Here is a 23707-nt window from a genome sequence, read left to right on the forward strand (position 1 = left end):
CCCTTTTAAGCGTAGTGGAACGGAGTGATCTAAAAATTTTTTCAAAAAAGCGATTAGTTTGACTTTAATCAATGTGAATCCCACGACGAACTTGATTTTCTCTTTCCTGAACTTACCCGCATTCATAATCATGATTTAGTAATTATCGAATCATGGCAAAATCATGTAGATTGGATCAAATCTTTACCACCAGCAGAATTAAAACTTTTAAATAGCGCTGATTTCAATAATTCCGAAACTACCCAAACTATCACTAATTCAGAAATACCACCAGAACAAATCAGCTACAAAAATATAGCGGAAAAATCTCAATAAAGACTTTTTGAGTCAAATTTAATGATTTTGATCAAATCTTGTTTCTCTCTATATCTTCATTTCCTCAGCATTCTGACTCCTGAATTCTTACGTAAATCAATAATCAACTTTTGATAATTTTGAAAAAAGTGACCAGTCAAACTAATCACTTTCTATATTACAAATTAATCTGAACTTTCTCCCCCAACTACCACATCTTTGATTCGTAAACTTGGGCCACCACAACCTACAGGTAAACCGTTTTGTCCACCTTTACCACAACCACCTGATTCATCCCAGTAAAAATCATCACCAATGCCTTCAATATCCGCGAGGGTTTGGAAAACGTTACCTGATAGGGTGACATCTTTCACGGGTTCGGCGATTTTGCCATTTCTAATCATCCAAGCTTCACCAGCGCTGAAGGTGAACATTTCTCCGTTTGTCATGCCACCTAACCAATTGCGGGCATATACCCCTTCTTTAATATCAGTAAATAAGTCGGCGACGGGGGTATTACCTCTTTCAATCCAGGTATTTGTCATTCGCACAATGGGTGAAAAGTGATAATCGAGACAACGGGCATTACCTGTGGGCGCTTCTTCTAATTTGCCGGCTGTTTCACGGGAGTGCAAACGCCCGACCAAAACACCATCTTTAATTAATTGCGTAGTTGTGGCAGGTGTGCCTTCATCATCGTAATAATAACTACCGCGATGACCTTCTGGGGCTGCACCATCAAAAATTTGCAGTTCTTCTGAACCAAAACGCCTTCCCAGGGTCATAACCTCTAGTAAATCAGGGTTTTCGTAGGCCATATCAGCTTCGGAAAGATGACCAAATGCTTCATGGACAAATAAACCACTGAGTATAGGGTCAATAACTACGGTATAAGTATTACCTTTGACTGATGGTAAGGATAAAGCGGTAACTGCTCTTTCGGCAGCACCTTTGACTTGGGCATCTAAATCTGTTAGATCTTGATAGGCTTTGCGAGAACCGATGGTTTCTCTACCAGTTTGTACGGTGTCGCCGTTTCTGGCTGTGGCTGCAAAGCGCATTTCCATATCTACCCAAGATTGCTCGATTAAAGTGCCTTCAGAAGTAGCAATAATTACTCTTTGGGCGCTGTCACCGTAACGGACAGAGGTGGTGGTGATGCGGGAATCAACGCTTTTGAGTAATTGGGTATAGCGATCGCACAATTGTTTTTTCTGCTTTAGGGAAACTTGACGCGGATCTATACCTGTTAAGGGTAATTCGCATATAGCTTGTATGGGATCAATGGGAGCTAATATGGTTTCTTCGTCTCCCACTATCCGAGCTGCTGCGATCGCTTCTTCTATCCGTTCTTTAATAGTAGCCAACTGGTTAAAACTACTCAACCCCCAGCCACCTTTATAACAAGCGCGAATATGTCCACCAATAGAAATGCCCTCGCTGAGGGTTTCCACCTTGTCACCACGCAACAAGATATCCGTTCCTTCTGCCTCTTCTAAGCGAATCATCAAATAATCCACACGGGAGGAGTAGGACGCGATTAGCTCAGATAGTAAATTTTGTACGTCAGCAAGTAAGTTAGGCATTCTTGTTAGTGATCATGACGAACTGTATTTATTTTGCAACTATTTAGGTCAATTTTGCTATCCATAACAGATAGGACTCAGGTTTAATTCTGTAAGGGCTTCTTGTGTACGGAATTGGTGCAAAACACAATACACATATTTGTGCCTTCTTTCCTGTTTCCTCTTCCTCATAAATCAAATCGGATTGCTACATAACATCGAAAAATCATAATATTGGCACCTTGTCAAGTCTTCAAAATAAAATGACTGATGAAGTGATATACTCTTATCTTGCTTTATCAACTTATTGTAAAAACTCCAGTCCAGAACCCTTAATTAATAGTGTTTAGGGTGGGCATTGCTAAACAACCTTCATTCAAAAACCAAACCATAAATAAAAATACCATTCAAACATGAACCTAATTAAAAAAATATTTAAGATCAAAAACCACGAATTTTATATTTTTAACATAATTATTCCTTTTATTTTTATAATATTTACTCTCATCATCATGCCAATCGATCAGGTTTTCATGTTTGACTCAGATGAAGGAATTGCACTTGTACAGGCGAATATATATAGTCAAAAAATAATTAATAATTCCCCTCAATTTTGGTCAGATCAACCACCTCTTTTCCCAATCATCATCTCTAAATACCTGGACTTTTTCGGTGATCATATCAGTAACGCAAGAATATTAATTTTATTATTTTCAACATTATTAATCTGGTCTTTTAGCCATATTTTACGTTTATCCGTAGGCAAACTGACCGCCATCATCACCATAATTTTATTAATTATTTCCATAAATTTTTTAAGATTAAGTGTCTCCGTTATGCAATGCATCCCTTGTTTAAGCTTGGGAATGCTATCTATTTATTTATTAATTTTATATACTAGGAGTTTAAAAATATCTTGGATTATCCTCTCAGGAATAATATTCGCTTTATCTTTACAGATAAAAATGATTATGATATTTCTGATTCCAGTAATTATCATTTACTTATGGGCAACTTACTATAAAATATCATTAAACAACATCACTAATATTAATATTGTCAATATTTTAAAATCTCCTATTTCTATTTGGTTGCTATCTTTAAGTACAGCATTTATCATCATTAGTTTTATTACGCAATCCTTAAACATAGAAAAAATACTTTTTTTCCATATTTCCTCAAACCTAAAATATAGCTTTTCTAAGCATAACAGTTTTCAAGATGTAATTTATATCTACTTACAAAATTTTGACGCTTTACTCTTAAGTTTATTAGGATTCAAATACCGAAATATAAAAATTGATTTACTTCTTGATAACAAAATTATTGATAATAAACCTGAACAGCATATTTATAAAATTCCTCTATTTTGGTTAATCATTATCACCTTTGTTTTTCTTAATCATAAACCCATTTGGTATCACTATATAATTTTAGTTTCTGTACCTTTAATATGGTTAAGTGCTTATGGAATTAAAGGGATTTTGGTAAAACTTAGTCAAAATAATCATACTAATAAAATTTCCAAACTTAAACAAATTCAACTTTCTAAATTTGCTGTGTTTACCATCTTTTTTACCTTGTTAGTAATTCCCATTAAACTAGGCGTAATTCAATTGGAAAACTATAATTTTGTGCAAAAATCTCAACTTAAATTTGCAAATTTAGAAAGAATTATCACCTATAAAAACCAAAGCAAATGGTTATTTACCGATATAGGAATGTATGGATTTTACAGTCAAATTAATATTCCTCCAGAACTAACTGTTATCTCTATGAAAAGATTAAATTCTGGAAATATTAACTCGGAATTTTTATTAAATGTTTTAGAAAAATATCAACCAGAACAAATTTTGATTAATAGATTTTTCATTATTTTTGATTTAATTAAACCTTACCTAGACAAAAATTATCAAAAAATTTATGTAGACGAATCCACAAAACATTATCTTCGGAATAATATTCAAAATCTAAATGGAAATAAATAAAGCAGTTTTTATAAACTGTCGTAATTTATCGTTCCCATACAGAGTATGGGAATGAATTTTAGAAGGTTTTGCCTTATATGAAAAAAGAGGCAGAGCCTCTATAATAGCATTCCCAGTCAGAGACTGGGAACGAGATATCATCAGGATTTGAGCTTAAGTTGACACCATTAAGCTTTTGCTTTACCCCTACTCCACGGTTCATTTATCAGTAACAGCATCATTAATTAAAGCCTGAAATAAGTTATTTTGGTAAGAGCATATTATGATTAATTTGTACAGTGCATAAGTCCTAGAATTTTATACTCAAAACGGCTTAATCATTTGATTCTATAGGTAGGGGTAATTCATGAATTACCCCTACACATCTAGGGTTTTCCCAATTTTAGAAAAGTCCAAGTCCTAACCGTGTTTAGTATAGTAAGTATTCAGGATAGAGAATACTCCAAGTCAGGAGAATAAAAACTTTGCGAGTCAATCTACTCAAACACATATTTCCCAGCAACTTTCCAATAGCGGGAAAACCTCTTCAAATCAATAAATCCATCATAATCAAAAAATGGTTCTATTGCCAAAACTTCTAAATTTAAATATTTTTCAAATTGATTACAAATCTCCTGAAAACGAGGACTAGGACTATCAAGAGTGACAACTAAATTAGCATCATGTTCTTGAGCAAAATTTAAAATCTCTTGTCCCACATTGCCACGACGAATTTCCACAGGTAATTCTAGTAAACATTCATAAATAAAAGTCAGGCGTTTGAGGCTCAGTTGCCATTCTGCTATTAAAGCATCATCCCAAACCCAAATAGCTGGAGCATTTGGATATTTTTGAAATACCGGATTTTGGGGATTGAGGCAGTCTCCATGTATCCAAATAATTGGTTTGTTCATGTTGATCATTGATAATTATAAATTAGAGTTCTCCAATTAAAAAAATATCCTAAAATTTCTTGTGGTGCGGGCATCTTGCCCGCTAATAATACAAGGACGGGCATCTTGCCCATCCCACAAGATTGGATCATCTTTTTTGTGGAGTTTTATTATCAATTATTTTGTGCATTTTTGACTAATCAGATAGACTTTAACAAAGCCTCCTGAGCTTTTTGGGTTTCTGAATGGGAACTAGTAAGAGGTTATTTTAAAAGTTTTTCAGGACTTACGTAACTGGCACATTGGCAAGGTGTGGTTCGGCAAGCTCACCAACCACGTCAGATATCAAAAATCTGTTTATTTACTAGATTTAGGCGGTCTGACGCACCCTATAATCGAAAATATAGGTTGGATTGAGGGACAGCAAAACCTAACAAAAGCCTTGATTATGTTGTGTTTCCTTGCATCAACCCAACTTACTATATAACAAATTTGTAGCCTTAACCGAGCAGTATCGAATGTCTGGATAGGTGTGTTAATTGCCGTAAATTCGATTAATATTTAGTTTATCAAACGTTTATCAAACGTCTATCATTCACCTGTAACAACCCAAACATTAAACTTCATGACCACAAAACGGATTTTAATCACTGGTGCAAGTGGCTGTGTCGGTCACTATATAAGTGAGGCCTTAATTCAAAATACCAATCACGAATTATACCTACTTGTAAGAAACCCAAATAAACTGCAAGTTGATACAGCTGCACGTCCTGGTATCACCGTTTTGCAGGGCGATATGCAAGAAATTAGTAAGTATTCTAATTTACTCAAAACCATTGATACGGCAGTACTAACAGCTACCTCATGGGGTGGAGAAGGAATATTTGATATTAACGTCTTGAAAACATTAGAGTTAATCAACCTACTCAATCCAGAAAGATGTCAACAGGTAATATATTTTTCAACTGCAAGCGTTTTAAATTATGACAATCAACCCATGAAACAAGCTGGAGAAATCGGTACAGATTATATCCGGTCTAAATACGATTGTTTACACAAAATAGAAAAATTAGCTCTTGCACCCAAAATAACCACCGTTTTTCCCACACTAGTTTTAGGTGGTGATGACAACAAACCTTACTCTCACCTGACAACAGGCATTCCCGAAGTTACCAAATATATTGATATAATTCGTTTCTTACAAGCAGATGGCAGTTTTCACTTTATTCATGGACGCGATATTGCTACTGTTGTTCAATATTTAATTGATTATCCACCTGAAAAAGGGGAACCACGTCGTTTTGTTTTGGGTCAATCTGCATTAACTGTTAACCAAGCGGTTAAAGAAGTCTGCGATTATTTAGGCAAAAAGATTTACCTTCGTATTCCTCTATCTTTATCATTAGCTAATTTGATTATTGTTTTGTTTCGTATTCAAATGGCTGCATGGGATAGATTTTGCATGAAATATAGACATTTTACCTATGCTAACACCATTAATCCTGCCAGTTTCGACTTACCAAATTACTGTGCAACTATGAGTGATGTGTTGAAAATTAGCGGTATTAACAGACCGTATTCAGAGGGGACACGGAAATCCTCATAATTAAAATACAAAGCATCCTGAACAATTTTCTGTAAATTCATGGTCAAAGTCTGTTAAAATTCAGTGCTGCGGCATTTGCTCTGAAGTCTTGGCGCTAGTTGCCCATGCAGCCTTTCAAACCATCCGTCCGCCTAAGACTGACGCTGATATTAGCGACAGGCCGATGTTATTTACGGAGTTTTATGTCTTTTTCTAATCTCGGCTTGTCCAATGAAATTATTCGTGCAGTTACTGAGAGGGGATACACTAAACCTACACCAATTCAAATACAGGCAATTCCTGCGGTATTGTCGGGTGGTGATTTACTAGCTGGCGCTCAAACTGGGACGGGAAAGACCGCAAGTTTTACTCTGCCACTTTTGCATAAGTTGTCATCAGACCAGAACATTAAAAGCACTGCTATTGGATGGCTACCAATCCGGGCGTTGATTCTCACCCCTACACGGGAACTCGCTGCACAGGTAGAGGAAAGCGTGCATGATTATGGCAAGTACCTGAAGTTGAAATCAACAGTGGTATTCGGTGGAGTCAGTATCAATCCTCAAAAACGGCAGTTGAAGAGTGGTGTAGATATTCTGGTTGCTACTCCTGGAAGACTGCTAGACCATCTGCAACAGGGGACGGTGAACCTATCGCGTGTTGAGATTTTGGTGTTGGATGAAGCTGATCGAATGTTGGATATGGGCTTTATTCGTGATATTCGGCGTATTCTGTCGGTATTGCCAAAACAGCGCCAAAACTTGCTATTCTTTGCTACCTTCTCCGATAAAATCAAAGAATTGGCCTCAGGGTTATTGAATCGCCCGACGATGATTGAGGTGGCACGCCGGAACGTTACTGCTGATACGATCGCACAAAGAGCTTACCAGGTAGACCGTGACAAAAAGCGTCAATTACTTGCCCACCTGATTCGACAAGATAATTGGTATCAAGTTCTAGTGTTTACTCGCACTAAATATGGCGCAGATCGTCTGGTGAGGCAGTTGAATGACGATCGCATTCAAGCATTAGCAATTCACGGTAATAAAAGTCAGGGGGCGCGTACCCATGCTTTAGCAAAATTTAAAAATGGTAGTTTACAGGTACTGGTAGCCACGGATATTGCCGCTAGAGGTCTGGATATTAGCGAATTACCCCATGTGGTCAATTTCGATTTACCCAATGTCCCAGAGGATTATGTCCATCGTATTGGTCGCACAGGCCGCGCTGGTGCCAAAGGTGAAGCTGTTTCTCTAGTATGTGTTGATGAGTTCCATTTGTTGGCAGATATCGAAAAACTGATCAAGCAACCGTTGAGATTAGAAGTGGTTGCTGGTTTTGCAGTCAACCCCGACATTAAGCCGGAACCAATTCAAAATGGACGCAAACCCAAACCCCAGCCTGGACGTGATCAAGAAACGGCTGATTCTACCAGTAAACGTAAATCAGCACCACGAAGATCGGGTAAACGTAAAGCAGCACCACCAGCAACAGATGCTAAAAAGTATGGTGGTAATTCATCTGCATCACGCCGTAAAAAAAGCGATCGCTAAATTAATTTGTGATTTAGTCTAAATAGGGGTTGCTGAATAAATCTGAAAACTCTACAGGTACCTGAGTTTGACATAAGATAATTTGTGGAAAACTCGCCCCCGTTAGGAGTCTCAAACCCTTATTCTCTCGCTCTTAAAAATCATAACTCCGTTCGCGTAGCGTCTCCGTTCGGCGAAGCCGTGCCGTAGGCATAGGAGAAACTCCGAACTCAGGTATTTTATAGTACTGAATTTAACTGAATTTTTCAATTAAAAAGCTAGATATATTTCAAATAAGCAATTAGCTGAAAACTAAACTATTAGGACTAAAGCTGCGTGTTACACCAAACATCTATTTTATGGTGTGGTTCCGCAAGCTCACCAACCACGTCAGATATCAAATATCTGTTTATTTGCAGAATTTGTGAAGTCTGATGCACCCTACAAAGCAAGCCAGTTGCGTAAGTTCTGACTATTAGAGATAAAAGGTGAATGCATTTGACCCAAACCAAAGGAGGATATCTTGACTCCTACAACTATCGCTTGTGATCATGAGTACATGATTGTTACCTCTGCCACAGCGGTCAAAAATCAGGATAGCGCTAATATCGCTCTTGTTGCCTGTGTAAACGACACCGTAAGCTTCTTTGCCACGTCAGGCTCGAATAACTTCGAGCAGTCTGTCGTGATCCAGGACATCCGCTATTCTCAGGGTGACAACGTTCTGCAAGACTTCAAGACCGTGAGAACCGAGCGAATACAGATTGTTCCTGCTTCATCTAAAAGCGTATTGCCTGCCCGGAGTGTGCTGCGGGAGTTCTGGCAGCACGAATGCAAAGTGTCCTGCGAAGGAACCGGATGCTACAGCTTGATACTAGCGCTCTATGTCCGCGATGAAAATGGGGAGCCTAATTTCACTGGTCTCTACCAGTGGGACGCTCAGATTACCGTTTATTTCAGTCCAGCACTAGAAGCCACAAAAAATTATGAAGATGTATCATGGGCAAAACCATCAACGTTCTTATTACAATCGACACGGATGCTGTCAAGAAGTTCTATCCCAACCCTAGTAAAGATCAGAATAGACCCACTGGAATTGGCCACAACTACGGGTACACGATCGCAACAGGAACAGTAATTAACTCTGGTCAGGGAACTGGGGATCTGAATGTAACTGCCTTCGTTGGTGATATCTGCCGTGTCTTTGCTACTTCCGGTTCTGACAATTTTCAGGATGCTGTTTTAGTCTACGGTTTACCGAAGTTGAGTGGTAATCAGGTGTTTAGCCTTTTTAATTACCAGAATTTCACCAGGTCAACCGTTGTTCCCCAGTCGCTAAACAGTATGTTACCAAGCAGAATCGTGGATGAGGAATTTTGGTTTTACCAAGCCAGCGTTATCAGCAGGGGAACGGAAAACTACAGAGTACAGTTTGCTCTCTACACCCGCAATGCTGACTCTGGGCATCCCGATATCTTTGGCTACTTTGAGTGGAATTTGACCATGACCGTTGAACCTGAGTTCGGTGTTAGGAGTTAGGAGTTAGGAGTTTCTCCTATAAATCTAAACGGTATTTATTTGGTATTAGCCTTTAATGATTTTGTCAATCTTTGTTTGAGACGATTTTTACCATCTTCTAATTTTTGATTTAATTCATTACCTTCTGCTTTTGCTGATGAATTAGAGTATTCATTTTGGTTTAAATAATTAGCTAAAAGCCTAATTGTGGGGTACTTAAACAAGTCAACTACTGATAAAGAATTTGAATCTTTCTGCCAAGATTTTTTTAGCTGAGAGTAGACTTTGGTAATTGTTAAAGAATTACCACCAATATCAAAAAAGTTATGATTTACGCCTACTTTTTCTAAACCTAAAACTTCTTCCCAAATTTTCGCAATCATCTGTTGCACATCATTTTGGGGTTCTACATAAGTAACTGCAAATTCTTGGAATGAACTTTCTTGATTTAGAAGCGCCAAACGATCAACTTTCCCATTAGCAGAAAGTGGTAAATGATCGAGAAATATAAAAGCTGATGGCAACATATATTCTGGTAACTTTTCTCTGAGGAAATTGTGCAGATCCTCAATTGGAGGGTTCTGATTTTCGCTCAGAATATATGCTACCAAACGCTCTTTACTATTATCTTTACCTGTGGCAGTAATCACAGCAGTACGTACTGCTGGATGTTGCATTAACGCTGCTTCAATTTCTCCAGCTTCAATGCGGTATCCGCGAATCTTAATTTGAAAATCTGCTCGTCCACAAAATTCAATATTTCCGTCAGGTAAATAGCGACCTAAATCTCCTGTACGGTAAATGCGTTCGCCTGTGCGCGGATGAGTAATAAAATTAGCACGGGTCTTTTCTTCATTGCGCCAATAGCCTTGCGCTAACTGTACTCCAGCACAGTATATTTCCCCAGTTACCCAAACCGGACAATCTTCTAAAGCTGTATTCAAAATATAATATTGGGAATTAGCCATAGGTTTGCCATAAGGAATACTTTGCCAATTTGGATTAACTTCTTTAATCAAATAGCCAATATTCCAAATAGTCGTTTCTGTGGGGCCGCCAATACTTAATATTTCTATTCCTTTCACTGAACTTTTGAGACAACGAGGTAAGGCTAGGGGTAGCCAATCTCCACCCAAAATTGCCAAACGCAAACTAGTAGGTAGGGCTATAGATTCACTTTCGGCGTATTCTACCAACATCTCCATCATGGCAGGGACAGAATTCCACAGTGTGACCTGTTGTTCCACCAGCAACTTAGCCCAGTGTGCAGGGTCTTTCACCACTTCAGCATCAGGGATGATAATTTTGCCACCAGCGGCTAATAAACCAAAGATGTCATACACAGATAAATCATGGTTAAGGGCTGTCAGCGCGAGGATACTATCTTGAGAACCGATGTTAAATCTTTGGTTTGTATAGACAACGACATTAACGACGTTGCGATGAGTAATCATCACTCCTTTGGGTAAACCTGTAGAACCTGATGTATAAATCACATAAGCTAAATCATCTGGTGTTTGTACTGGTTGTAGTGGCTGTTTACTTTCGGTTGCTAGTTCATCTCCATCTATACATAAACATTGCATTTGTGATGGCAATGCTAATTTTTTCTGCAACCAAGATTGAGTGAGAATAATTTGTACTTCACTGTTTTCTAGAAGATAATTCTGGCGTTCTTGGGGTAATTGGGGATCAATAGGAACATAAGCACCACCAGCGGCTAAAATACCCAGAACTGCGACAATTTGCTCCCATCCCTTTTCCATGAATACGGCAACTAATTGATTAGGAGTAACTCCTAGTTGGCGCAGTCGATGACCAAGTTGATTTGATAGTTGATATAACTCTTGGTAAGTTAGGGTACGCTGGGCGGAAATAATTGCGGTTTCTGTTCCTCGCTGCTGTGCTTGAGTTGCAAATAAAGTGTGTAGGAGTTCTTCAGAAATTGGTGCAGCGGTATAATTGATTGCTTCTCGGTATGCTAATTGAGCCGGAGGAATTAATTGTCGAGAAGTAACTAGCCAAGCTGACTCGGAGGTAGCTAACAGTTTGAGAAAGTTTTTATAAGCCTCAAACATATCTGCAATTAGTCCTTCCGGAAAAAGTTCTTCTACCACGTCCCAGTTGAATGTTAATTCTTCCTTTTCTTCCCAAACTTGTACATCCATCCAAGCTTGAGAAGCTTGACTGATACCATAAACTAATTCGCCAAAATGGCTAAAGGTCATGGTTTTTTGTCCTAAGGAACTGAAACCCAAGGTGCTGGTAAAGACAACTGGCATGGCGCTGGGGCCTGTGCCTTTTCTTCGAGCTAATTCTCGGACTACGCGCACGCCACTAATGTAGCGGTGTTCTAAATCTTGCCAGAGTTGTTGTTGGATGCGGCGCGATCGCTCGGTAAATGGTTCAGGGGTGGAATTGTCTACTGCTAAGAGGATGACTGATGTGAAGTCTCCGAGGATATCGTTGACCTGGGGATGGAGTGGTAGACGGTTAAATTGGGCTAGATTGATGGTAAATTGGGGGTTATTACCCCAAACGGTCAAAATTTCGGCGAAAGCAGCCAATAAGACTCCAGAAGGCGTTAAACCGGCTTGTGCGGCTTTCTGTTTTAATTGCTGCCATTCCGGTTGGGGGAGGGATGCTTGATAGCGCCGACAGCGATGTTGTTTGAGTTGTTTGGGATTTTTGGCTAGGGGTAAGTCTGGGGCTGGGGGGAAATTATCTAGACGGCTGAACCAATAATCTTGCGATCGCTTGAATAATTCTGTTTGTTGTAGCGATCGCTCTGCCAAAACATAATCCCGGAAAGACAAATCCAGCGATGGCAATACGGCATCAGGATTTTGATACAGTGCAAACCACTCATCAAATAACCGAAACAAACTCCAAGCATCAAATACTTGCAAGTCATAGCTGACGTGTAGCCGCACACGTTCCTGAGCCAATTTGGTAGCACGAAATTCAAATAAAGGCCATTGGTCAGCAGGGAGAACTTGATGAGATAAGCGATCGCGAATTTTTTCTAATTCTAATTTGACAGTTTCTTCATCTTTTTCTCTTAAGTCTAAAACCTCCATTTCGTAAACGGGTACTTGTTCTAGAATTTGCTGCTGACCATCTGCTAACACTACAGACCGCAGCATATCATGTCGTGAAATTAGTTTTTGCAATCCCCAATTTAATCTTTCTAGGTTTAAATCATGACCTTCAATTTCGTAATAACCATGATTAGAAACACTGCCTAAATCTAATACATTACTACGACCCACCCAGAATGCGTGCTGCATATCAGTGAGGGGAAAAGGTTCATAACGTAGCTCTGGTTTTAGTACAACAACTGGTAAAGTTGTATCGTTAACATCCTGACTATTTTGATGCAGCAATCTCAGCAAATCTGCTTTATGCTCAGTTAATAAATCGCGCAATTCTGGTGTAATTATTCCCTTGGGTGCATCAATTAAAAGTGCATCTTTATTAGCAGATAGTTTTACACCTTTGTGAGCAAGATTATTTAACAGTAAATGTAAGTTCATATTTTTAACCAAATATTTTACAGTATCGAAAATAGATTATCAAATCTTGTGGGATGGGCTTCTAGCACGATTTTTCAAGAGGATAATCTCACGCAAAGGCGCATTCGCGTAGCGTCCCGCAGGGAAAGCGCAAAATTTTGGATTTAATTGTACGCTTCTTATTAATTTTTAGAGGATCTAAAGTTGTTAAGAGGCTGTTTGAAAAGTCTCCTTCCATGTCATGCTGAGGAACGTAGCATCTCAGTATGTGGGCTAAACTCCAGATTCTTCGTTGCGTAAGACTCCACATGGCTAACGCCACGCTATGCCTACGGCACACTACGTGAACGCGAACAGAATGACAAATTATACGTCCCTAAACTTTTCAAACATTCTCTAATACATCAGCGAACACTTTTCAAACATACTCTTAGGCTATAAACTCAATATTTCTCTTTCTTCTGTGGTGATTGCTGCTTTAGCAATTAATTTTGATAAAGCTAATTGATTGAGCAGTTCTGTTGCTAATGTATTTATATTTTGTTCACCTAAAAATTGATTTAATGACATTTTTACCTGTAAATCAGATTCAATTTTATTCTTCAACATAATTGCCATTAAGGAATCAAGTAATGTCGCAAAAAATTGTCTTTTGTCTAAATTTTCTAAAGGTATTTGTAATAAACTACTCATGGATTCTAAAAGATACATTTCCAACATTTGCTGTTGTGAATCAGTTGCAGCAGCGAGAATTTTTTCTCGATCAAAGTTGTTTTGTGCTATTGATAAATTACTAATTTTTGCTGGCTTAACTGTCTCATTCTCCCAAGTTACATTGATGGGATCAGCCGGAACTTGACCCAATGCCACATCACCCCAACGCATCACGGTTGCTGCCGCAGTTGCTGCTGCACCTTTTGTATAAACAAGAACTAAATCATTTTCACGAATCTTACCTGTGTGGACAGCGTGATACAAATTAGCAATGGGAAGCACAGGCCCAATATTTGCATATCGGGGGTAGAGATTAATGGTGCGCTCTGGATTGATACCTAAAGCTCTAGTACAAACACTGGCATACCAAGCAGTTGGAGTATTGAAGGCAAAAAAATCAATTTGCTCAAGGGTGACACCAGCCGCAGCCACAGCCGCATTACAGCATTGCCGGACAAAATCTACAGCTGTTTCGGCGAGGGTATTGGCGTTTGTTCCCGTGCGAGTACGTATCTGCGGTTGTTTTTGAGCATCAGTTACCAGTTCATGTACGTAAGCGCCACAAGTTTCAGCAGTATGAACAATTTTGCTACTGAGAATTCCTTGCTGCGGTTTCAGCAACCCAACTACAAAAGCACCAGCACCGTCACCCATTGACCAAGAGAGGGTATCTTCTTCATCAACAGTGTTAGATCCGATTTGGGAAACAACTACTAAGATATTGCGGTATGCTCCTACTTGCACCAGTGCATGAGCATTTTCTAAAGCCACTAAGGCACTAGAACAGGTGGATTCTAAATTCCAAGCGGGACATTGTAATTCTAGTTGGTGAGCGAGGTAAGAGGCATGACCAGGGCCAATATGTTCGCTAAAGAGTGAAGCTACAATTAACAAATCAATTTCATGATGGGAGAGTTTAGCAGATGCGATCGCATCTTTTGCAGCATCACACTCCAACTTTAATGATGACTCATCCTCACCAAGCACTCGACGCTCAACGTTCCCCCGAAATGAATCAGACAAATAAGGTGCTACTTCTTGTGACCAAATATCAATCCCGTTATTGTCCGAAGTAGATTCTATCGCAGGAGCAACTCTTGTTTTTCTGAGCTTTTCTTTAGCGAACAAATTAGGGTATTTATTACGCCAATAATCATTTGTACGGATGATACTAGGAAAGCTAACTGCAAGTGAGCGAATACCTACTGGACAATTGTTCATAACAGAATTATTTATAAATAGTAACAAGTTGAAAAAGTAGGGTGTATTATGCAGCAGACTAACGCACCTTCAATTTCAGGACTTATGCAAGATGTGACCAAAAACCTGATTCTTCCGTAGGGGTAATTCATGTAGCTTGCTTCCCGAAGGGTATTACCCCTACTTTTGTTGTGTTGTGCGTAAGTCCTAAATTTTTGATGATGCCGTAATCAATGGTGATAATATACCCTAGAATCGTCAATAAGTATTCTGATTTTTTTAGTCCTCCAAAACTAAGTTATTTAACATCGTATTCATCTTATTAACTGATTCAATGTACTCTTTTTCTGGAACTGATTCGGCAACAATTCCCGCACCAGCATTCAAATGAATTTTATTGCCGTATTGGTAAACTGAGCGAATAGCAATTGCAATATCTGCCGCCCCATTACTATCTACCCAACCAATACCACCAGCATAAATTCCTCTCGGTTCGTCTTCTAGATTGTTAATCCATTCTAAGGCTTGTTTTTTATCAATTCCAGAAACAGTAATTCCAGGAAATAAAACTTTCAAAGCATCCCACAAAGTATTTCCTGGTAGCAGTTGACCACCAACTCGTGAGGATAGATGTTGTACACAACGGTACTTTTTGACTTCCATGAAATCAAAAACTCGCACAGTTTCTGGTAAACAAAGTGAAGTAATCTCATTTTGTGCTAACCAAGCAGAAAGAGAATGTTCTTTCACCTCTTTTGCATCTGTAAACAGTTCACCACTCAATCGTGTATCTTCTTCTACATCTGCACCACGAGGTCGAGTTGCTGCGAGGGGATTTGTGACTACAAAACCATCTTCATTTACCTGCATGAGAATTTCAGGACTAAAACCGACAGCACGAATATCTTCTAAATTCAGACAGTAGGAACGCGCCGAATTGTTGGCTTTAGAACCGACCACATAAGTCCCCAAAATATCTAAATTGCCCGTTACTTTCACAGAACGGGAAATAATTGCTTTTTGCAAATCACCGTTTTGAATTGCTGTAATTAAATTATCAACACGGTTTTTGTAATTTTCGTTATCGCTAAAATCAACTACTAAAGAAGTCAATTCATAATCTGGTAAAAAAGTCTCAACAAATAATAGTTGTTCAATCTGCTCTAACGACTTAGTAGTCTTGATATGAATTCCTGTTTCTGTAAAGCGTAGTTCAGTTTCAGGAATCAAAAAATAAAGCAGTTCTTGAGAAATTGCTTTAGAATATCCTGAATAAAAACGAGCTATATCAAATGCAACATAACCATAAGCCGTCCAATTTTTAATATCCAAAGACTTGAGCAAAGTCTCTACTTGTTTCAAAGGATCGCTGACTGGTTCAGAATGAAACTTTCCTAAACCATTAATTACTACAGAATCTTGGCTTACCGAAACCCTAACAAGTTCATTACCAGCAATCCGAACTTCATTATTACCTTCATACATCACATAGTTAGAAAAAATCCCAGCTTCTAGCAGATTCTTTAAAACCAGAATTGGCTCTCTTTGACCTGGTATAAATGTTTCGTGATACTTTATTTCAGTCTTTAATTCGGCTACCATTAATTTGATCCTTTTTGATAATATCTGAGTTGATTAGACACATTTTTTCTATCTCACGCAGAGGCGCAGAGTCGCAAAGAGAGAAGTGTGTGTTATCAGGAAAATTGACGTGATTATGAATTAGGAATTAAGAACAAGATTTTGTTGTTTGAGTAATAAATGACGATGAATTTTACCAGTTGCAGTGCGGGGTAAACATTCTACAAAGCGAACTATTTTTGGAGCCTTGAAGTGAGGTAATTGCTGTTTAGCAAATCTCCGAATACTATTTTCTAATTCAGGTGATGCTTCCTGTCCCGACTGGAGGCTAACATAAGCCACAATTTGAGTTAACTGTTCACCACCTTCAGATTCTGGGACTACAGCTACTTCTAAAATCTGGGGATGTTGATGCAAGACATCCTCAATTTCTATAGGTGATATCCATTGACCATTGACCTTAAATAGGTCGTCAGATCGCCCGATGAATCGGAAATAATTATCCGCATCACGCACATATTTATCCCCAGTCCGCATAGTATGTCCATAAATAGCTTTGCGCGTTTGCGATAGCCGATTCCAATAACCCAACATCAGGCTTTCTCCACTCACCTGTAAGTTACCAATCGTGCCTGGAGGACAAGGAATACCATCGTCGTCAACAATTTCAACATCGTAACCAGGGACTGGACGACCGGAAGTTCCTGTTTTACACTCTCCTATGCGATTGGAGAGAAATATGTGTAAAAACTCTGTAGTCCCAATACCTTCACAAATTTCGAGGTTGTAAGTTTTCAGCCATTGTTGCCAAATAGTTTTGGGTAGTTGTTCAGCAGCGGATACACATAAACGCAAAGAAGAAACATCTAAAGGTGAGATTTCATCAACAGCGAGAATAGATGCATAAATACTGGGTATTCCAAACAGTACCGTCGGTCGATATCGCTGGATGTCGGTAATAATTTCAAAAGCATTGTTACCATTCGATAGTACAGCTGCTGCACCAACTGCCATTGGCATATATAAGGTGTTACCCAAGCCATAGGCAAAGGACATATTCGCAACTGAATAGGTGATGTCATCTGGATGCAGACCTAGGGTGTTTTTAGCGTACTGTTCTGCACAAACCACCATACTTTGATGGAGATGAATTACACCTTTAGGTCGTCCTGTACTACCAGAAGTGTAAAGCCAAAAAGCTGGTTCATCCCGCGATGTTTTCGCCCAATCTAGTAATTCGTCTTGCTGGGTTAGTTGGGATAAAAATGAATTTTCCCCATCAATGGATAGAATACTTCGCAAATACGGTGACTGGATAGGAGCTAATTTTTGTTGCCATTCTTGGGTTGTGAGTAAAACTTTAGCACGGCAGTCTTGCAAAATATACTGAATGTCATCAGCATTGTAGGCGGTATTAATGGGGATAGGAACAGCGCCTAACCAAATAGCACCCCAAAAGGCAAAGATAAATTCTGGTGTATCTGGCACAAGAATTGCGATGCGGTTTTCTGATTCTAAACCAAGATAAGAAAGTAATTTAGCCGTGCGTCGGACAAAACTACCCACTTGAGCGTAAGTATAAGTCTGATCTTGATAGTAAAATGCTGTTTTCTCGCTGCGTTCCTGGGCTAAATTGCCTTCTATAAAATAAGCTGCAACGTTAAATAATGGAGGCAAAAGTTCAGAAATACTGTCCATCCAACTTTCCTTTTAGGCTAAATATTAGGTTTTGTTAGCGATCGCCGCCTCGACTACATTGCAGACTTGAGCCAATGTCATATTTTGCCAAGCTTCTAGTTTGATGTTGACCCCTAGTTTTCGTTTTAGTCCCAAAGCAATTTCTACTGTCTCTACGGAATCAATCTGTAAATCTTTGCTTAAAAAGGTGTCTTCACACAGCGATTCTTCGGGAATACCTAAATCAGTCAGTATTGTTTTCAGGGTATTCATCACATTTAAGGTATCCATGACGCAAAAAACTCCCCAGCTGATGACTCGAAGTCAAGCGCAGATTTCTGGCTGTATTTAATTAGACCTTTTGCAAAAGACTCCCTGGACGATGCCTGGGGTGTTTGCTAGTAGCTGACGCTGGCAACAAACAATTTGATTTGAGCTAATTAATGCAACTAATTTTCAATTATGTCTGTAGATACTCTAATGGTAATTAATTGCATTTGCAATCAATATTACATAGAAACTAGTTATACTGTAACAGTAGATACATTACTATAAACTATATATTGTTTTATCTATGTCTTAAGATAGATGCAAAATCTTAAAAAAGATAAATTTTCGATTTTTCAGGAATTACAACTCTTTTTTCCAGATAATTTAGGTAAAAATACTTTGCCGAAGAAGCTGAAAGAATTGCATAGACGGCATTCTGCACAAGAATATACCGGAACACCAATTTTTTTGTACCTATATTCTCTGAATTTAGGCTTGCCAAAATTGTTTACCTGTATTAATCTAATGAAAGTTACTTGCAATAAGTAGCTTTTTGGTGTAAATCTAGGTTTCAGAAAGATTCCTAAAATTGAGACTCTAATAAAAATAACTTTCATTTGTGGGGTAAGCATTTTGTCTACCCTTAAATCCGGACTGGCTAGACTTGTACTGAGCTTGTCGATAGCGTAGCGTGGCGTTAGCCATAGTAAGCCCATCCCACAAGATTGGATAATTTATTTCCTGAAAATCCCTAAAGATGGATTAATCAAGGGATTTCATGATTATGTGCAGCCTCACACAAAATTGCTATTAAGAGGGAAATTTGATCTGATACATCGAGTTTCCACTATAAAAATTTTTCCACAACTAACTTTTATGAATTTTCAGCACAATGGTTTAGAGATTGCAATTATTGGTATGGCTGGGCGGTTTCCTGGCTGCAATAATATTGAGGAATTTTGGGAAAATCTGAAAACGGGAGTTGAGTTAACTTCAGTTTTTACAAATACAAAATTAGCTAAAACAGACACAGAAGAAAAAATTAAAGCTGGTGGAATTTTGAGCGATGTAGAATTATTTGATGCTGCTTTTTTTGGTTTCAATCCTAGAGAAGCGGAAGCAATAGATCCTCAACAGCGTTTATTTTTAGAATGTGCTTGGGAAGCTTTAGAAAATGCTGGCTATAACTCGCAATTAGAAACTAGACCAATAGGAGTCTATGCTGGTGTGGGTATGGGTACTTACCTGCTTTATAACTTAATTCCCAATCAAGGCTGGATAGAATCAAAAGGCTTTTTACAAACTTTGGTTGGTGTTGATAAAGATTATCTTGCTAGTCGCGTTTCTTATAAATTAAATCTTACGGGTCCGAGTGTCAGTATAGGAACAGCTTGCTCTAGTTCATTAGTGGCGGTTCATTTAGCTTGTCAAAGTTTGTTGAGTGGCGAATGTGATATGGCTTTAGGGGCTGGTGTTGCAGTCAAAGTACCGCAAAACGAGTTAACTTTATCGCCAGATGAAATTGTGGCTGCTGATGGACATTGTAAAGCCTTTGATGCTAGGGCGAATGGTACTGTAGGGGGGAATGGGATTGGGGTTGTAGTTTTAAAAAGATTAGAAGATGCGATCGCAGATCGAGATCGTATTTACGCAGTCATCAAAGGTTCTGCCATTAATAACGATGGTGCTGACAAAGTTGGTTATACAGCACCTAGTCAAGAGGGTCAAACCAGAGCTATTCGCACAGCCCAAATCATGGCTGAAGTTGAGCCAGAAACCATTACCTATGTTGAGGCTCACGGTACCGGCACAGCTTTAGGCGACCCCATTGAAATTGCGGCGATGACACAAGCTTTTCGCGCTACCACTGACGCAAAAAACTATTGTGCTATTGGTTCAGTGAAAACCAATGTTGGACATTTAGATGCAGCAGCGGGAATTGTCGGTTTAATCAAGACAGTTTTAGCACTTGACCACAAACTTATACCACCCAGCCTCAACTTCGAGAGTCCCAATCCCCAAATTGATTTTGACAATAGCCCGTTTTACGTCAACACAAAACTTCTGGAGTGGAAAACTAACGATAGTCCTCGTCGTGCTGGGGTTAGTTCCTTTGGCTTTGGTGGGACAAATGCCCATGTCATCTTAGAAGAAGCACCTCCTTTAGAAACCTCTAGTTCTGCTCGTCAACAGCAGTTATTGGTACTGTCTGCTAAAACTAGTTCTGCTTTGGCAACAGCGACCAAAAATTTGGCGGCATATTTAAAACAGCATCCAGATTTGAACTTAGCTGATGTTGCATATACCTTGCAAATTGGTCGTCAAGACTTCAATTATCGACGGATGGTAGTGGGAGAGAATCTTGAGGATGTAGTTAAAAAGCTGGAATCAGTTGATAACGAACTTTTGGCATCTAGTGAGCGCTCTGTAGTGTTCATGTTCACAGGACAGGGATCGCAGTATGTCAACATGGGCAAAGAACTCTATGAGCAGGAGACTATATTTAGGGAAGAGTGCGATCGCTGTTTTGACTATCTTCAAAATCATCTCCACCTTGACTTACGCTCTTATTTATATCCAACTGACACAGATCTTCCAACAGCAACCCAGCAATTACAGCAAACAGCTATTACTCAACCAGCCTTATTTGTCATTGAATACGCCCTAGCTAAATTGTGGATATCTTGGGGAGTGTCTCCTGTAGCCATGATTGGTCATAGCATAGGGGAATATGTAGCAGCTTGTATCGCTGGTGTTTTCTCCCTAGAGGACGCTTTATCACTGGTAGTAACTCGTGGGCAGATGATGCAACAACTACCAGCAGGAGCGATGCTTTCCGTCAGCTTACCTGCTCAAAAAGTGCAATCATTTTTAGGTGAAAACCTCTCTTTAGCAGCCAGCAACGCACCATCATTGAGTGTCGTATCTGGAACAATAGCAGACATAGCCGCACTAGAACAACAACTCACAGCCAAAAGCATAGAATATCGGCGGCTACATACTTCTCACGCCTTCCATTCCGCAATGATGGCAGCGGTAGTTGAGCCTTTTACCGTAGCAGTTAAAAAAATCAAACTTCATCCCCCACAAATCCCCTTTATTTCCAATGTTACCGGGACTTGGATGACAGCAGAAGCAGCCACAGATCCCAATTATTGGGCGCAACATTTACGCCAAGGTGTAAGATTTGCAGAAGGAATTGCTCAATTGCTACAAAATGCAGAATCAATTTTTCTAGAAATTGGCCCAGGACGGACATTAAGCACCTTAACTAAACAACAAGCATCTGCAAGAGTCATACTTTCTTCCTTGCGTCATCCCCAGGAAAAACATTCTGATGTGGGATTTTTGCTCAATACTTTAGGTAAATTGTGGTTGACAGGAGTACAGATCAATTGGTCTGGATTTTATCAGCATGAAAAACGCGATCGTCTACCATTACCAACTTACCCCTTTGAGCGCCAACGTTATTGGATTGATCCACCACAACAAGGCAATCATCACAGCCAAAGACTAAAACTAGATGATTGGTTTTACCTTCCGTCTTGGCAACGTTCAATTATACCTACACAAGATTTAGCAACAGCAAATGTTTCTTGGCTAGTTTTTGTAGATAATACTGGCTTTGGTGATGCTTTTTGTCAACGCTTAAAAACTCACTACCAACACGAAGTTATTCAAATTAAAATTGGCAATTGCTTCTCTCAGGTAAACGAGCAAGTCTATACAATCAATCCGCAAGTTAGAGAGGACTATGAGAAATTATTCCAGAAAATATCTCAATTAGGAAAAATACCTCTAATTGCTCACCTATGGAGTCTTAATCCCCATGAGTCCTTTGAGAAATCTCAAGAACTAGGTTTATACAGCCTACTCAATTTATCTTATGTAATTGCTAAACAGAAGATTACTGAATCTTTGAAAATTAGCGTTATATCTAGTGATATCCAAATGGTGATAGGTAATGAAAATATTCACCCAGAAAAAGCTACAGTTTTAGGTGGCTGTAAAGTCATTCCCCAAGAACAGCCAAATATAAATTGTTGTAGCATTGATATTGTCATTAATAAATCAGGTGAAAATGAACTTATAGATAAATTAATAGTAGAAATTGTTGCAGATAATAGCGAAGATGTGATTGCTTATAGAAATAACTATCGTTGGGTACAAACCTTTGCAGCAATACCTTTAGAAAAGACAGCAGAGACAAAACGACTGCGAGAAAAAGGAGTTTATCTAATTGTTGGTGGACTTGGAGGTTTAGGCTTAGGAATTGCCGAATATTTAGCCAAGACAGCACAAGCAAAACTAGCTTTAATTGGGCGTTCAACCTTACCAGAAAAATCAGCATGGGAAAATTGGCTAGTAACCCATGATGAACAAGATATTTCTAGTCAAAAGATTCGCAAACTACAAGAAATAGAAAAACTTGGTGCAGAAGTATTAGTTTTGAGTGCTGATGTTGCTGATCAAGTCCAAATGCGATCAGCAGTAACTCAAATAAACGCAAAATTTGGTGCAATTCATGGAGTAATTCATGCAGCTGGAGTCCGTGGTGGAGGTTTGGCTCAACTCAAAACACCAGCAATGTTAAAATCCGTATTTGGGCCGAAAATTCAAGGAACATTAGTACTTGATGCCATCTTCAAAGATGTGCCATTAGACTTCTTAGTTTTTTGGTCTTCTATCACAGCTTTTACGGGTGGATATGGACACGTAGATTATGTTGCTGCTCATGCTTTTTTGGATAGATTTGCTCAATGCTCATCACTGCCAAGCATAACTATCAACTGGAATGTTTGGCAAGAAGTTGGAATGGCAGTGAATCTGCAAGTAGAGTATGGATTTCAACAGTCTCATGTTGAAGTTCTCAAGAATGGTATCACTCTTAAAGAAGGGATGGAAGCATTCAATCGCATTCTAGAAAATGGCATATCTCAAATTCTTGTAGCTACCCAAGATATACAAGAAACGATAGCTCAATATGCTAGTATGAAGTCTATTTTTGAAGAGGCGATTACAGGAGAAAATTCCGCCCAACCAACTTATCCTCGTCCTTATCTGAATAATTCTTATGTTTTGCCTCGTAATAAAATGGAGCAAATCATTGCCGATATCTGGCAACAAGTTTTAGGAATTGAAAAAGTAGGAATTTATGATAATTTTTTTGAATTGGGTGGTCATTCCTTAATCGGTATTCGAGTTATTAACAAAATTCAAGAAGAGTTTAATATTCAACTATCCACAGTCAGTATTTTTGAAGCTCCGACAGTTAGTCAACTTGCTCAATTATTAAATCCAGAAGAAAAAGAACAATTTGCACTGCAACAAAGACGTTCTCGTGGTGAGATGCGTAGACAGAAAATGCAAATACAAAAATAAATTGACATTAAAAA

The 23707-nt window shown here is 38.8% G+C and carries 12 protein-coding genes and 1 pseudogene; 6 read left to right on the top strand and 7 right to left on the bottom strand.

Annotated elements, in window-relative coordinates; genetic code table 11:
* Positions 1–479: 479 nt before the first annotated feature.
* The gene (locus tag AC012T_RS03845; protein WP_487063259.1) at positions 480–1880 is read right to left on the bottom strand and encodes a TldD/PmbA family protein; all 1401 of its coding nucleotides are present in this window, start codon (positions 1878–1880) and stop codon (positions 480–482) included.
* Positions 1881–2371: 491 nt separating this feature from the next.
* Between AC012T_RS03845 and AC012T_RS03850 the strand changes: the two genes are divergently transcribed.
* Positions 2372–3847, top strand: a complete 1476-nt coding sequence (locus AC012T_RS03850) for a glycosyltransferase family 39 protein (RefSeq protein ID WP_487063261.1) — start codon at positions 2372–2374, stop codon at positions 3845–3847.
* Between the two features lie 476 nt (positions 3848–4323).
* Here AC012T_RS03850 and AC012T_RS03855 read toward each other — a convergent pair whose 3' ends face one another.
* Entirely contained in the window at positions 4324–4740 is a 417-nt protein-coding gene (locus AC012T_RS03855; RefSeq protein ID WP_487063263.1) for a hypothetical protein, read from the bottom strand.
* 604 nt (positions 4741–5344) lie between these two features.
* On the opposite strand from AC012T_RS03855, the gene AC012T_RS03860 reads away from it, so the two are divergent.
* The 4 genes and pseudogenes from AC012T_RS03860 (at position 5345) to AC012T_RS03875 (ending at position 9375) form a co-directional block, all read left to right on the top strand.
* The gene (locus AC012T_RS03860; protein WP_487063265.1) at positions 5345–6325 is read left to right on the top strand and encodes an NAD-dependent epimerase/dehydratase family protein; all 981 of its coding nucleotides are present in this window, start codon (positions 5345–5347) and stop codon (positions 6323–6325) included.
* 182 nt (positions 6326–6507) lie between these two features.
* Entirely contained in the window at positions 6508–7857 is a 1350-nt protein-coding gene (locus AC012T_RS03865) for a DEAD/DEAH box helicase (RefSeq protein ID WP_487063267.1), read from the top strand.
* 538 nt (positions 7858–8395) lie between these two features.
* A pseudogene (locus AC012T_RS03870) lies at positions 8396–8728 on the top strand (AidA/PixA family protein); the annotation flags it as partial.
* Positions 8729–8835: 107 nt separating this feature from the next.
* Positions 8836–9375: an inclusion body family protein gene (locus tag AC012T_RS03875; RefSeq protein WP_487063269.1), complete on the top strand. Its 540-nt coding sequence runs from the start codon at positions 8836–8838 to the stop codon at positions 9373–9375.
* 35 nt (positions 9376–9410) lie between these two features.
* Here the strand turns inward: AC012T_RS03875 and AC012T_RS03880 are convergent, their stop codons facing one another.
* From AC012T_RS03880 to AC012T_RS03900, 5 genes are all read right to left on the bottom strand, one after another.
* Entirely contained in the window at positions 9411–12890 is a 3480-nt protein-coding gene (locus AC012T_RS03880) for an amino acid adenylation domain-containing protein (RefSeq protein ID WP_487063271.1), read from the bottom strand.
* A 414-nt stretch (positions 12891–13304) separates the two neighbouring features.
* On the bottom strand, positions 13305–14804 hold the full coding sequence (locus AC012T_RS03885) for a 3-oxoacyl-[acyl-carrier-protein] synthase III C-terminal domain-containing protein (RefSeq protein ID WP_487063273.1): 1500 nt from the start codon (positions 14802–14804) through the stop codon (positions 13305–13307).
* 258 nt (positions 14805–15062) lie between these two features.
* Complete coding sequence (locus tag AC012T_RS03890; protein ID WP_487063275.1) at positions 15063–16385, bottom strand: salicylate synthase; 1323 nt, start codon at positions 16383–16385, stop codon at positions 15063–15065.
* Between the two features lie 120 nt (positions 16386–16505).
* Positions 16506–18062 (bottom strand): benzoate-CoA ligase family protein, encoded by a 1557-nt coding sequence (locus AC012T_RS03895; RefSeq protein ID WP_487063277.1) that lies wholly within the window; start codon positions 18060–18062, stop codon positions 16506–16508.
* Between the two features lie 24 nt (positions 18063–18086).
* A complete protein-coding gene (locus AC012T_RS03900) occupies positions 18087–18332 on the bottom strand; it encodes an acyl carrier protein (RefSeq protein ID WP_015217390.1) in 246 nt (81 codons plus the stop codon).
* A gap of 855 nt (positions 18333–19187) precedes the next feature.
* On the opposite strand from AC012T_RS03900, the gene AC012T_RS03905 reads away from it, so the two are divergent.
* Positions 19188–23693: a type I polyketide synthase gene (locus tag AC012T_RS03905; RefSeq protein ID WP_487063279.1), complete on the top strand. Its 4506-nt coding sequence runs from the start codon at positions 19188–19190 to the stop codon at positions 23691–23693.
* Positions 23694–23707: the final 14 nt, after the last annotated feature.

It is taken from the genome of Anabaena sp. EIM26, from assembly GCF_057568715.1.